Genomic DNA, 12589 nt, shown 5'->3' with positions numbered 1-12589 from the left:
CGTTCCCCGCGCCTTTTCTGTTCCTTGGGGGGCGTCGTTTGACTTCGAGAGCGCTCCAATCCGTAGCGTCGTGCGTATGACCACTGCACAGCACAAGATCGGCTCGGGCTTCGACCGGCACAGCACCGCGGACGACGTACTCGCCGGCATCGACCTCACGGGCAAGCTGGCGATCGTCACCGGCGGGTACTCCGGTCTCGGCCTGGAGACGACGCGGGCGCTCAGCAAGGCGGGTGCCCGGGTCGTCGTTCCCGCGCGACGCCCGGCGGTCGCCGAGGAGGCGGTCGCCGGTATCGACGGCGTCGAGGTGGACGAGCTGGACCTCGGCGACCTGGAGAGCGTTCGCGCGTTCGCCGACCGGTTCCTCGCCTCCGGCCGCACCGTCGACCTCGTCATCGACAACGCCGGGATCATGGCCTGCCCCGAGACCCGCGTCGGCCCCGGCTGGGAGGCCCAGTTCGCGACCAACCACCTGGGCCACTTCGCCCTGGTCAACCGACTCTGGCCGGCGATCGCGCCGGGCGGTGCCCGGATCGTCTCCGTCTCCTCGACGGGCCACCACACCTCGGACATCCGCTGGGACGACCCGCACTGGAACCACGGCACCTACGACAAGTGGGAGGCGTACGGACAGGCGAAGACGGCCAACGTCCTGTTCGCCGTGCGGCTCGACGCCCTCGGCAAGGACTCCGGTGTACGGGCCTTCGCGCTGCACCCGGGCGGCATCCTCACGCCTCTCCAGCGGCACCTGCCCAAGCAGGAGATGGTCGAGCGCGGCTGGATCGACGAGAACGGCACCCCGCTGAACCCCGAGGGCTTCAAGAGCCCCGAGCAGGGCGCGGCCACCCAGGTGTGGGCGGCGACCTCCCCGCAGCTGTCCGGCATGGGCGGCGTCTACTGCGAGGACTGCGACATCGCCGAGCTCGCCCCGGCCGACGGTACGCGGGTCGGCGTACGCGAGTACGCGATCGACCCGGCGTCCGCGGCCCGTCTGTGGGACCTGTCGGCGGAACTCACCGGCGTGAACGCCTTCGCCTGAGCCGACGTTCCTTCCCGTCCGTTCCCGGACAGGGCGTCCTTCCTGGACAGGGCGTCCGCGCGACCGCGCCCTCACCCTGTCCAGGGCCCGATCGGCTCAGGCGGGCGACTCCTCCGGCTCCGGGTCCTCGGGGTGGACGGTGCTCGTGCTGGATTCACCCTGCCGGCCGGTGCCCGCCTCGTCGGTGTCGGGGACACCGGTCCCGGCCTTCTCGCCACCGGCGGCCTCGACTGCCCCGTCGGAGTCCTCGCTCGGCCCGGACTCGGGCGGTGTGACGACGTCCCAGGGGTCCTCGCCCTCCTGCACCTGCTGGTCCGGCAGGTCCCGCGGCACGGGGCCGTCGTTCTCCTCGGGCGTCCTGGTCCCGTATTCGCTCACGGTGCGCTCCCCTCCTCGTCGGGCCTCGTGGGGCGGAAATCCCTTGTCGGCCAGGGTGCGGGTACCTGCCGGAACGGATCGGCAAACCCCCGGACGCCGGTGCGGAGCGCTCGCCGGGCAGGGCGCGGGGCGTCCGGGCAGGGCGCGGGGCGCACGGCCTCGCTCTCGCCGCACGATCTTCGCGCGCTCCGCGCGTCAGTGCGGAGCGCGTTCCTCCAGGGCCGCGCGCCAAGCGGGCGGCGGCGTGTCCCCCGAGCCCGGTCCCGTGCCCGCGCGGCGTCCGCCGCGTGCGAAGAAGTCGGCCAGCGGCAGGATCGCCGCGCCGACCGTGACCGCGTCGGGTCCGAGGGCGCCCAGCTCGATGGTGACCCGTTCGGCCGGGTGGCGCAGCGCGTACGAGACGGCGTGGGCGCGGACGGCGGGCAGGAAGCGTGAGCCCAGCTGGAGTCCGGCCCAGCCGCCGATGAGGATGCGTTCGGGCTGGAAGAGGTTGATCAGGTCGGAGAGGCCCGCGCCCAGGTACTCGGCCGTCTCCTCCAGCACGGCCAGCGCCACCGGGTCGGCGGCCGTGCCACCGGCGGCCCCGCCACCGGTCACCGCGCCGGCGGTCGCCGTTGCACCGGTCGCCGTGCCGGCGCCGGCCGTGCCACCCGTAGCCGTGCCGGCTGTCGAAGCACCACCCGTCGAGGCGCCAACGGTCACCGCCCCACCGGTCGAAGCGCCACCGACCCCTGGGCCGTCGGCCCCCGTGCCATCGCCCCCCGCCCCGTCAGCCGGGTACGCGGCCGCGAGCATGGCGGTGAGCGCGGTCTCCTCGTCGACCCCCTTCGGGGGCCGTCCCCCGGCCTCCTCCCAGCGTTCCAGCAGGGCCTCGGCCCCGGCGTACGCCTCCAGGCAGCCGAGTGCGCCGCAGCGGCAGCGGCGCCCCCTGACCCGTACCGTGAGGTGGCCCCATTCCACGGCCCGGCCCAGTTCCACGTCGTCGGAGACGAGGCTGGCGCCGACGCCGGAGCCGAAGAGGACCACGACCGCGTTGCGCGCGCCGCGTCCCGCGCCGAACCACATCTCGGCCTGGCCCAGGGTCTTGGCGCCGTTGTCGGTGAAGTACGGGACGGAGTCCGGGAGCCCGCAGGCGGCGCGGAGCAGGGACTCCAGCGGGACGGCGGGCCAGCCGATGGTCTGGCCGTGCACGACGGCGCCCTCGGCCGCGGTGCGTTCCACGATGCCGGGTACGCCGATGCCGACACCCAGCAGCCGCTCGGGGGCGATGCCGGCGGTGGCCAGGACCTCGGCGACGCCGTCGCGGATGTGGCCGACGATGACGTCGACGTCGTAACCCTGGTGCTCCAACGGCCTTTCCGTGCGGGCGAGTTCGGCGAGTGACAGGTCGAAGAGCTCGACGCGGACGCGGGTCTCGCCGACGTCCACGCCGATCATGTGGCCGCTGGCGGGGGCGACCCGGAGCAGGGTGCGGGGCCTGCCGCCGTCGGAGTCGACGCTGCCCGCCTCCTCCACCAGGCCGTCGGCGACGAGTTCGGCGACGACGTTGCTGATGGAGCCGGAGCTGAGCCCGGTGGCAGGTCCGAGTTCGAACCGGCTCATCGGTCCGTCGAAGTAGAGCCTTCTCAGCACGGCCGTGCGATTGCCTCGTCGCAGGTCACGTACCGTTCGCCCGTTCCGCCCCGCCATGTGTTCCCTTCCCGCCGTACCCCCGACCTGCAAGATACCGCTGCGCGATCCCTTGACGCGACTTTCTTCCGGGTCTTAACTCACGTCCTAAATTAAGCCGTGAGGGTCGTTCGGGAAGTGAACACGGGACGATCCTCTGTTTTCCCTCCGGAAGGGACGCCTGACGTCATGCGCAGAACCCGAGCCGCGGCCGCGAGCGCGGTCACTGTCTCCTTGCTGGCCGCCGTGACCGCGTGCGGCGGTGGCTCGTCGACGGACGGCGGGTCCAACGACTCGCCGAAGACGCTCACCTACTGGGCATCCAACCAGGGCCCGAGCATCGAGGCCGACAAGAAGATCCTCACTCCCGAGCTGAAGAAGTTCGAGAAGCAGACCGGCATCAAGGTGAAGCTGGAGGTCATCCCCTGGTCGGACCTCCTCAACCGCATCCTCGCCGCGGCCACGTCGGGGCAGGGCCCGGACGTCCTGAACATCGGCAACACCTGGTCCGCCTCGCTCCAGGCGACCGGGGCCCTGCTGCCCTGGGACGCCAAGAACTTCGGCAAGATCGGCGGCAAGGACCGGTTCGTCGAGTCGGCACTCGGCTCGGCGGGCGAGACCGGCTCCGACCCGGCGGCGGTCCCGCTGTACTCGATGGCGTATGCGCTCTACTACAACAAGAAGATGTTCGAGGACGCGGGGATAGCCGGGCCGCCCGCCACCTGGGACGAGCTGGTCGCCGACGGGAAGAAGATCTCCAAGGACGACAAGTGGGCGCTCGGCGCCGAGGGTGCGAACCTGTCGGAGAACATCCACCACGTCTTCGTCCTCGCCAAGCAGCACGGCGCCGACTTCTTCGACGCCGACGGCAAGCCCGACTTCACGTCCGACGGGGCCGTGGCGGCGGTCAAGCAGTACGTCGACCTGATGGGCAAGGACAAGGTCATCGCGCCCGGCAACGCCGAGTACGCGCAGAACCAGTCCCTCCAGGACTTCGCCAAGGACAAGACGGCGATGGTGATGTGGCAGACCGCGGCGGCCACGCTCAAGGCCCACGGCATGAGCGACGACGAGTGGGGTGTCGCGCCGGTGCCGGTCCAGTCCGGCGCTCCGGGCGCCGACACGGCCGTCAACTCGATGGTGGCGGGCATCAACATGGCCGTCTTCAAGAACACCGACAACGTCGACGGCGCCATGAAGTTCGTGAACTTCATGACCAGCGTGGACGAGCAGACGATCCTCAACAAGACCTACGGGTCCATCCCGCCGGTCAAGGCGGCCCAGCAGGACCCCGCCTTCAACACGCCCGCCCTGAAGGTCATCCGGGACACCCTCGCCAAGAGCGCGGCCCCGCTGCCGCAGGTGGCGAACGAGTCGCAGTTCGAGACGGCGGTCGGCACGGCCGTGAAGGAGCTCTTCGCCGAGGCCGCGGCCGGCCGACCGGTGACCACGGCCTCCGTCAAGGAGAAGCTCGACGAGGCCCAGCAGCAGATGCCGAAGAAGTGAGCGTTCGATGACCGTGACCGCTGAACCCGCGGTCGGGAAGGAAGCACCGCCCGGTGCGACGGCGCCTGCCCCGCGCCGCCGCACCGGGCGGGTACGCCGGATCGCCCTGCCGTATCTGCTCCTGCTGCCCGCCCTGCTGCTCGAACTCCTCGTCCATCTGGTGCCGATGGTGATCGGCATCGTCATGAGCTTCAAGGAGCTCACGCAGTTCTACATCCGCGACTGGGGCGCCGCGCCCTGGGCGGCCTTCGACAACTACAGCCTGTCCGTGGACTTCGACGCGCCCATCGGCAAGGCGCTGCTCCACTCGTTCTTCGTCACCTGCGCGTTCACCGTGCTGTCCGTCGGCCTGTGCTGGCTGCTCGGTACGACGGCCGCGGTGTACATGCAGGAGAACTTCCGCGGCCGGGGCTTCCTGCGGGCCGTGTTCCTCGTCCCGTACGCGCTTCCCGTGTACGCGGCCGTCATCACCTGGGCGTTCATGTTCCAGCGGGACAACGGCCTGGTGAACCATGTGCTGCACGACCAGCTGGGCCTCACCGACAGCCCGTCCTTCTGGCTGATCGGCGACAACAGCTTCGTCGCGCTGCTCGTCGTGTCGGTGTGGAAGGGCTGGCCGTTCGCCTTCCTCATCGTGATGGCGGGCCTGCAGAACATCCCCAAGGAGCTGTACGAGGCGGCCTCGATCGACGGGGCCGGGATGATCCAGCAACTGCGCCGCATCACGCTGCCGTCGCTGCGCCCGGTCAACCAGGTGCTGGTCCTCGTGCTCTTCCTGTGGACGTTCAACGACTTCAACACGCCGTACGTGCTGTTCGGCAAGGCGGCGCCGGAGGCGGCCGACCTGATCTCGATCCATATCTACCAGTCGTCGTTCGTGACGTGGAACTTCGGGACGGGATCCGCGATGTCCGTGCTGCTTCTGCTGTTCCTGCTGGTCGTGACGGGTGTCTATCTCGTCCTGACCTCGCGTGGACGGAGGGCGGCCGATGCCTAGGACCACCACGGCGGAGCTGACCGCCAAGCCGGTGAGGGCGCGGCGCTCGCCGATGGCCGCGCCCCGTTCGTTCGTCTGGTCGCGCCGGATCTTCCTCACCCTGCTCACCGGCTTCGTGCTGCTGCCGGTGTACGTGATGCTGTCCAGCTCGCTGAAGCCGCTGGAGGATGTGTCGGGCGAGTTCCGCTGGGTGCCCAGCGGGCTGACGATCCGCCCCTACATCGACATCTGGTCGACCGTTCCGCTGGCGAAGTACTTCGTCAACTCGCTGATCGTGGCGGGCGCGGCGACGGTCCTGTCGGTGGTGATCGCGATCTTCGCCGCGTACGGGGTGAGCCGTTACCGCTTCCGCGGAAAACGCCTGTTCACCGTGACCGTGCTGTCCACCCAGATGTTCCCCGGGATCCTGTTCCTGCTCCCGCTGTTCCTGATCTACGTGAACATCGGCAACGCCACCGGCATCGCGCTCTTCGGTTCGCGGATCGGTCTCATCCTCACCTACCTGACGTTCTCGCTGCCGTTCTCGATCTGGATGCTCATCGGGTACTTCGAGTCCGTGCCGCGTGACCTCGACGAGGCGGCGATGGTGGACGGCAACGGGCCGCTCGGCGCGCTCTTCCGGGTCGTCGTGCCCGCGGCCGTGCCCGGGATCGTCGCCGTCGCGGTGTACGCGTTCATGACGGCGTGGGGCGAGGTGCTGTTCGCGTCGGTGATGACCAACGACACCACCCGCACACTCGCCGTCGGCCTCCAGGGCTACGCCACCCAGAACGACGTGTACTGGAACCAGGTCATGGCCGCCTCCCTCGTGGTGAGCGTGCCGGTGGTCGCCGGGTTCCTGCTGCTCCAGCGCTATCTGGTCGCCGGACTCACCGCCGGGGCCGTCAAGTGACCATCGCCCAGCCGCCAGTCGACTCCCCCCGTTCCGACCGTCCCGAGAGGACTTCTGTGACCATCGATCTCGCCGCACTCCCCCAGGACTTCGTGTGGGGCACGGCCACCTCGGCATACCAGATCGAAGGTGCCGTCGCCGAGGACGGCCGTTCACCCTCCATCTGGGACACCTTCTCGCACACACCGGGGAAGGTGGACGGCGACGACCACGGGGATGTGGCCTGCGACCACTACCACCGGTGGCGCGAGGACATCGCCCTCATGAAGGAACTGGGCACCAACGCGTACCGGCTGTCGATCGCCTGGCCTCGGGTCGTGCCGGGCGGCGACGGCCCCGCGAACGCCAAGGGGCTGGACTTCTACGACGCGTTGATCGACGGTCTGCTGGAGGCCGGCATCACCCCGTCGGTCACCCTGTACCACTGGGACCTTCCGCAGGTGCTCCAGGACCGGGGCGGCTGGACCGAACGCGACACGGCCCACCACCTGGCGGCGTACGCGACGGTCGTGGCCGAGCGCCTCGGCGACCGCGTCCAGCACTGGACGACCCTCAACGAGCCGCTGTGCTCTGCCTGGATCGGCCACCTGGAGGGCCGGATGGCACCGGGCCTGACCGACCTCACGGCGGCGGTCCGCGCCTCCTACCACCTGCTCCTCGGCCACGGCCTCGCCACCCAGGCGATCCGCGCCGCGGCCCCCGGCGCCCAGGTCGGCATCGTCAACAACCTGTCCTACATCGAGGCCGCCACCGAGCGCCCCGAGGACATCGCGGCGGCCCGGCGCATGGACGGCCACACGAACCGCTGGTGGCTCGACCCGGTCCACGGCCGCGGCTTCCCGGCGGACATGCGCGAGGTGTACGGAGTCGAACTTCCCGAGCAGGCGGGTGACTTGGAGACGATGGCCCAGCCGCTGGACTGGCTGGGGCTCAACTACTACTTCCCGTCGGCCATCGCGGACGACCCGACTGGCCCGGCCCCGTACGCCGACGCCGTCCGCCGGCACGGGGTGCCGCGCACGGCCATGGACTGGGAGATCGACGCGGCCGGCATCGAGAACCTGCTGCTGCGCCTCACGGACGAGTACGGCGCCCGGAAGCTGTACGTCACCGAGAACGGCTCCGCCTACCCGGACGTCGTACGCCCCGACGGCACCGTCCACGATCCCGAGCGCACCCTGTATCTCGAACAGCACCTGGCGGCCTGCGCCTCCGCGGCCCGCAAGGGGGCTCCGCTGGCGGGCTACTTCGCGTGGTCGCTGCTGGACAACTTCGAGTGGGCGTACGGCTACGACAAGCGGTTCGGCCTCGTCCACGTCGACTACCGGACGCAGCGGCGCACGGTGAAGGGCAGCGGGCGCCGGTACGCCGAGATCGTCCGGGAGCACGGCGGGGGGCAGCGCAAGGCCGCCTGACGCCTGACGCCTACCGGGCCAACTCGTCGAGTGCCGCGACCAGTTCCGGGGCCACCGCGTCCCGGAGCCAGGCGTCGCGCTCGGCCCCCATGGCCCGGGGGACCGTCTCGGTGAGCATGATCAGGTAGAGGTAGCTGCGGTAGAGGGCGAGACGGCGGCGGGCCGGGTCGGTGAACTCGGCCCGTCCGCCACCCTCCTGATACCCCGCCAGGAAGTCCCTGTCCTTCTCGATGTCGTCGAGCAGCGCCAGGGACACGAAGTCCGCCAGGGGGTCGCCCCAGAGCATGCGCTCGCCGTCGATCAGCCCGCCGATCCTGGGCTCACCGCGACCGGCCGGGCGTTCGACGAGGATGTTCCCGCGCCAGAGGTCGAAGTGGACCAGCCGCGGGACGGTCACCTCGTCGAGGGCCCCGTACGCGGACGCGGCCGTACGGGCGATGTCGTCCGGCGGGCGGGGCAGCCAGGCTCCGTACCGCCGGGCGTCGTCCAGGACGGCCGCGTACATGGTGGTGAAGGCGGTGCGCCAGTCGGCGGAGAGGGGGCCGAGGGCACCGGACGGATACCCGAAGCCGGGACCGGTCACCTGGTGGAGCCGGGCCACGAGGACCCCCGACTCCGCGCGCAGGGACGCCTGTTCGACCGCCGTGAAACGGTCGTCCCACATGTCGCCTGGACAGGCCGTCATCAGCAGATGGCGGCTGGTCGGCGTACCCACGACGCGGGGTGCGGGCACACCGACGGTGGCGGCCGCGCGGTAGAACTCCGCCTCGGAGACGAGGAGCTCACGCTCGTGGCTCAACCCGGGAACGTCTGGCGGCGGTGGGGTCTTCAACACGTACCGGCTGCCGTCGGTGAGCAGCACCTCCTCAACGGTGTTGTACGTCCCACCACTGAGCACCCGACACCGATCGAGGCGCCCCGAGGAAATCCCGGCCGCCCCCAAAACCCGCCCCACCCGCTCCTCCACCACACCACCCAGCGTACGCACACCACGCCCCACGAGGGCCGCTCCCCGGGGGCGCGGGGAACGGCGCAATATTTGGTCTGTCAGGGGCGCGGGGAACGGCGCAGTCTTTGAGGGGCGCGGGGAACGGCGCAACCAGCAACAACGAACCCGCACACCCCCACGCCCGAAGATGCGCACCGCATAAGCTCCCCGCATGGAACAGAGCGAGATCATCCTCCGAGCGATCGGCGTCCTGACCGAGACCCAGGAAATGGTGCGCAGGCTCAACGCGGACACCGAGGTCGACATAGACGCCGGCGAGGCCCAACTGGGCCGCCTCGTGACGGAGGTCTTCCCGTCGGTGGAGGTCCCCGGCGACGCGACCCCCGCCGAGGCCGGCCAGGCAGTCGTCGACGCGCTGATGCCCGCCGCCATCTCCCTGGTCGGCGCCTTCGCCTTCCTGTTCTCGGAACTCGCCGACATCCATGACACGGAACGCACCGAGATCAAGAGCACCGATCTCCTGCGCGCCCTCGCACTCCGCCTGTCCAACACGGACTCGGCCGCCGGCCCCGACCCGGACCTCGGCGGCGACGCGTAACCCCTTCCGAACGCCCTCCACAAAAACACATTGGCTCTCCCCGGATCGGCTACGTAGCCTAGGCCATAACCTAGTGACCCTAGGTTCGGCCTTCGCGCCGCCCCACGACCCGCCAGGAGACCCCCGCCATGAAGCCGCTCACCGAGCAGGACATCCGCAGTTCGTTCGTCAACTGCTCCAAGGGAGAGGCCAAGCGCCTGTTCGTACCGCACGACCTGGCGGACCGGCCGTGGGACGTTCTGGACTTCCTGGGCTGGCGCGACCCCGGAGCGCCCGACCGCAGTTACCTGGTGACCGAGCGGTCGGGCGGCCCGGTCGGCGTGACCCTGCGCTTCCCCTCGCAGCAGCGAGGCTTCATGCACCGCAGCATGTGTTCGCTGTGCCTGACCACTCACCCGGGAAACGGCGTCAACCTGATGACCGCCCGCAAGGTCGGCCCGGCCGGCCGCGAGGGCAACTCGGTCGGCGTCTACATCTGCGCCGACCTCGCCTGTTCCCTCTACGTACGCGGCAAGAAGCTGCCCGGACCCGGAGCGCGCTTCGAGGAGAGCCTCACCGTGGAGGAGCAGATCGCCCGTATGAACGGCCATCTGTCGGCCTTCCTGGACCGGCTGCACTCCTGACCGACCGGACGGTCGGCACCCTCGGCGGAGCTGATCACTCCGTTCGCGTTCGATGCGGTCGTCGAACGGGAAGTGGCCAAGGATGCGAGATGTACGTGAAGTGTGGGCCGCCGGTACCGCCCAGGTGACGAAGTGGCGGCAACAACCCGTGATCGTCCAGTCCGTCAGGTCGGCGGCGGCCGCGACGGTGGCGTACGTGGTCGCTCTGCACTTCAGCCCCGAGGCGGCGCCGCTCACCGCTCCCCTGACCGCGCTCCTCGTCGTCCAGGTCACGCTCTACGCGACCCTCACCACCGGCATCCGGCGTGTGAACGCCGTGGTGGCCGGTGTCCTCGTCGCCATCGGTTTCAGCGCCCTGGTGGGGCTGACCTGGTGGAGCCTCGGACTGCTCATCCTGGCCGCGCTGGCCGTCGGGCACCTGGTGCGGGTCAGCGAGTTCGTGCCTGAGGTGGCGATCAGCGCCATGCTGGTCCTCGGCGTCACGCGGATCGGCGACACGGCGTGGGCCCGGATCCTGGAGACGGTGATCGGCGCCGTGGTCGGCCTCGGCTGCAATCTGCTGTTCGCTCCCCCGGTGTGGGTCGGCGCCGCCGGTGAGTCCATCGAGGATCTGGCACGCCGGATGCGGCGGTTGATGCGGCGCGTCGGCGACGAGGCGGCCGGCCGCACAGAGGTGGCCGTCGCGGCGGAGAGTCTCCACGAGGCACGACGGCTCGACCACGACATCGTCGAGGTGGACGCGGCCCTCAAACAGGCCGAGGACAGCCTGCGGCTCAACCCGCGCGTACGGGAGGGCCTGTTGCACCGGGTCGTCCTGCGCACCGGCCTCGACACGCTGGAGATCTGCACGGTGGTGCTGCGGGTGCTCACCCGCACCCTCACCGACCTCGCCAAGGAACGCGACCCCGAGCCGCTGTTCGAGTCACGGATCGGGGAGGTCTTCGAGCAGCTCCTGTCGGAGGTCGGGGACGCCGTCGTCAGTTTCGCCGTGCTGGTCACCACCGACGTCAGCCGCAGCGCCGAGTCGGCGGAGTCCCGGCTCGCCCACGAACTCACCGCTGCGACGGCCACCCGCGACAAGCTGGCGCAGCTCCTCCTGGAGGAGGTGCAGCGCGACGCGCACGAATGGCAGCTGTACGGCGCCGTGGTCACCGAGGTCACCCGGATGCTCGACGAACTCGACATGGAGCACCGCTCCCACCGCCTGCTGGAGGAGCTGGACCGCTGTACGCGCGAACAGCGCGAGCGCATGCCCCGGCTGGACCGCCTCGGCAGGCGCCTGCGCCGCGCACGACGGAACCGCAAGGCCCCCGCACGTCGTGCTACGTGACGTACCTTCACGGCGGCGGGGCGGCCTGCCCGGGTGGCGATACCTGCGACAGACGCGACAGACACGAAAGACGCGACAAGGGAGTGCGGATGGCCGACGGCGGCGTGCGGATCGACGGGAACTCACTGCTGCTGGCGGGCGGTGTGCGGGTCCGGTTCATCCGTACCCTGCGGCTGCCCGAGACGGGTACGCACGCGCTGCCTCCGGGGCTCGGCGAGTTCCCGTTGCGGCGCGTGGAGGACCACCCGGAGACGGTGCCCGCCGAGTGGCTGGCCCGCGGCGGAGTGATGCTGCCGGTCTATCTGCGCGAGGCGATGTGGCTGAGCTTCGGCGGTACGACGGAACCGGCGGCCCTCCAGGTGGGCGCCGGGAAGGTGTGCGCGGTGTCCGGCAAGCCGTGGAGCCCCCGGCCGGCCCGGAATCCGCAGAACTACGTGGTGCTGCCCCGCCAGCCGTGGCTCGACGGCATCAACTCCGGCAAGGGCACGGTCCGTCAGTTCGTGGCGGTGCCGCTCGGGCTGGGCGCGACGGTCGAGGGCCAGGTGACCGGCGAGGAGGTGTGGGGCGGCGTACAGCTCCAGTCGTTCCCGCTGACCGACACCGCGCTGCGGGCGTGGCGTGAGGAGCAGCGCCGGCAGGCGGAGGAGGAGGCACGCCGCCGGACATGGATGGCGTCGGGCGGCTACGGCGCCCCGGCGCCCATGGCAGCGCCCATGGCCGTGCCCGGTGGCATGCCGCAGCCGGGCGGCGCGATGCCGGCCGCTCCCGCCGCCGCTCCGCCCCGCGCCTCGGGGGCGATGGGTCTGGGCGTCGGCGGTTCGATGCGCCAGGAGGTCTACCGGGACGAACGCCCGTTGTCGGACTGGTCGGCCACCGCGTCCGGACGGGTCTTCGTCCATCTCGTGACGCCGCCGGAGTGGCGGCGCATCACGGGTGAGGCTCCCCCGCCGTCCCCCGTCGACCGCGCGGCCTACACGCGCGCCGGGCTGCCCTGGTTCGACTACTACGACCAGGACGCCGCGGATCTCGACCCCACGGACGAACTCGGCGCGGTCAAGCCGGTCGGTGACTGGCTCGGCGACGACCACACACCGTGGCAGCCGCCGTCGCCGGGTCAGGTGAAGCCGCTGGGAGACGCACCGGGCAAACCGGTCGGCGACGGGGACTGGTGAGCCCGGCCCCGGCCCCGTCGGC

The 12589-nt window shown here is 70.8% G+C and carries 12 protein-coding genes; 9 read left to right on the top strand and 3 right to left on the bottom strand.

All coding sequences use genetic code 11. From position 1 onward, the window contains the following. The first annotated feature begins 76 nt into the window (after positions 1-76). Positions 77-1039 (top strand): SDR family NAD(P)-dependent oxidoreductase, encoded by a 963-nt coding sequence (locus IE278_RS35325; RefSeq protein WP_189778646.1) that lies wholly within the window; start codon positions 77-79, stop codon positions 1037-1039. Positions 1040-1135: 96 nt separating this feature from the next. Here IE278_RS35325 and IE278_RS35320 read toward each other — a convergent pair whose 3' ends face one another. Both IE278_RS35320 and IE278_RS42575 read right to left on the bottom strand, forming a co-directional pair. Beyond that, complete coding sequence (locus tag IE278_RS35320) at positions 1136-1417, bottom strand: hypothetical protein (RefSeq protein ID WP_189778645.1); 282 nt, start codon at positions 1415-1417, stop codon at positions 1136-1138. Positions 1418-1612: 195 nt separating this feature from the next. Continuing rightward, positions 1613-3106 carry an ROK family transcriptional regulator gene (locus IE278_RS42575; protein WP_246571176.1) on the bottom strand — a complete coding sequence of 498 codons (1494 nt, stop codon included), beginning with the start codon at positions 3104-3106 and terminating at the stop codon, positions 1613-1615. A 168-nt stretch (positions 3107-3274) separates the two neighbouring features. Between IE278_RS42575 and IE278_RS35305 the strand changes: the two genes are divergently transcribed. Genes IE278_RS35305 through IE278_RS35290 form a run of 4 tightly spaced genes read left to right on the top strand, consistent with a single transcriptional unit; the run spans position 3275 to position 7895 of the window. After that, a complete protein-coding gene (locus IE278_RS35305; RefSeq protein WP_189778644.1) occupies positions 3275-4591 on the top strand; it encodes an ABC transporter substrate-binding protein in 1317 nt (438 codons plus the stop codon). Between the two features lie 7 nt (positions 4592-4598). Then, positions 4599-5588: a carbohydrate ABC transporter permease gene (locus tag IE278_RS35300; protein WP_189778643.1), complete on the top strand. Its 990-nt coding sequence runs from the start codon at positions 4599-4601 to the stop codon at positions 5586-5588. Next, entirely contained in the window at positions 5581-6480 is a 900-nt protein-coding gene (locus IE278_RS35295) for a carbohydrate ABC transporter permease (protein WP_189778642.1), read from the top strand. Before IE278_RS35300 ends, IE278_RS35295 begins: the two co-directional genes overlap by 8 nt. A 56-nt stretch (positions 6481-6536) precedes the next feature. Beyond that, positions 6537-7895, top strand: a complete 1359-nt coding sequence (locus IE278_RS35290; protein ID WP_189778641.1) for a GH1 family beta-glucosidase — start codon at positions 6537-6539, stop codon at positions 7893-7895. 10 nt (positions 7896-7905) lie between these two features. Here the strand turns inward: IE278_RS35290 and IE278_RS35285 are convergent, their stop codons facing one another. Next, the gene (locus IE278_RS35285) at positions 7906-8865 is read right to left on the bottom strand and encodes a phosphotransferase family protein (protein ID WP_246571183.1); all 960 of its coding nucleotides are present in this window, start codon (positions 8863-8865) and stop codon (positions 7906-7908) included. 190 nt (positions 8866-9055) lie between these two features. Between IE278_RS35285 and IE278_RS35280 the strand changes: the two genes are divergently transcribed. From IE278_RS35280 to IE278_RS35265, 4 genes are all read left to right on the top strand, one after another. Next, entirely contained in the window at positions 9056-9442 is a 387-nt protein-coding gene (locus IE278_RS35280; RefSeq protein ID WP_189778639.1) for a hypothetical protein, read from the top strand. A 128-nt stretch (positions 9443-9570) separates the two neighbouring features. Further along, complete coding sequence (locus tag IE278_RS35275; RefSeq protein WP_189778638.1) at positions 9571-10065, top strand: FBP domain-containing protein; 495 nt, start codon at positions 9571-9573, stop codon at positions 10063-10065. 82 nt (positions 10066-10147) lie between these two features. Then, positions 10148-11395 (top strand): FUSC family protein, encoded by a 1248-nt coding sequence (locus IE278_RS35270; protein WP_189778637.1) that lies wholly within the window; start codon positions 10148-10150, stop codon positions 11393-11395. Positions 11396-11484: 89 nt separating this feature from the next. Next, on the top strand, positions 11485-12567 hold the full coding sequence (locus IE278_RS35265) for a hypothetical protein (protein WP_189778636.1): 1083 nt from the start codon (positions 11485-11487) through the stop codon (positions 12565-12567). The last annotated feature ends 22 nt before the right edge of the window (positions 12568-12589 follow it).

The sequence above is a fragment of the Streptomyces tauricus genome (assembly GCF_014650955.1).
GTDB classification, from domain to species: domain Bacteria; phylum Actinomycetota; class Actinomycetes; order Streptomycetales; family Streptomycetaceae; genus Streptomyces; species Streptomyces tauricus.
Note: the sequence above shows the minus strand (reverse complement) of the source record. Positions and strands in the feature narration are given on the sequence as shown.

What these genes read in the sequence shown, in the direction of transcription:
- IE278_RS35325 (WP_189778646.1), top strand. Translation starts at nt 77, where the DNA reads ATGACCACTGCACAGCACAAGATCGGCTCGGGCTTCGACCGGCACAGC.
- IE278_RS42575 (WP_246571176.1), bottom strand. Translation starts at nt 3,106, where the DNA reads ATGGCGGGGCGGAACGGGCGAACGGTACGTGACCTGCGACGAGGCAAT.
- IE278_RS35305 (WP_189778644.1), top strand. Translation starts at nt 3,275, where the DNA reads ATGCGCAGAACCCGAGCCGCGGCCGCGAGCGCGGTCACTGTCTCCTTG.
- IE278_RS35300 (WP_189778643.1), top strand. Translation starts at nt 4,599, where the DNA reads ATGACCGTGACCGCTGAACCCGCGGTCGGGAAGGAAGCACCGCCCGGT.
- IE278_RS35295 (WP_189778642.1), top strand. Translation starts at nt 5,581, where the DNA reads ATGCCTAGGACCACCACGGCGGAGCTGACCGCCAAGCCGGTGAGGGCG.
- IE278_RS35280 (WP_189778639.1), top strand. Translation starts at nt 9,056, where the DNA reads ATGGAACAGAGCGAGATCATCCTCCGAGCGATCGGCGTCCTGACCGAG.
- IE278_RS35275 (WP_189778638.1), top strand. Translation starts at nt 9,571, where the DNA reads ATGAAGCCGCTCACCGAGCAGGACATCCGCAGTTCGTTCGTCAACTGC.
- IE278_RS35270 (WP_189778637.1), top strand. Translation starts at nt 10,148, where the DNA reads ATGCGAGATGTACGTGAAGTGTGGGCCGCCGGTACCGCCCAGGTGACG.
- IE278_RS35265 (WP_189778636.1), top strand. Translation starts at nt 11,485, where the DNA reads ATGGCCGACGGCGGCGTGCGGATCGACGGGAACTCACTGCTGCTGGCG.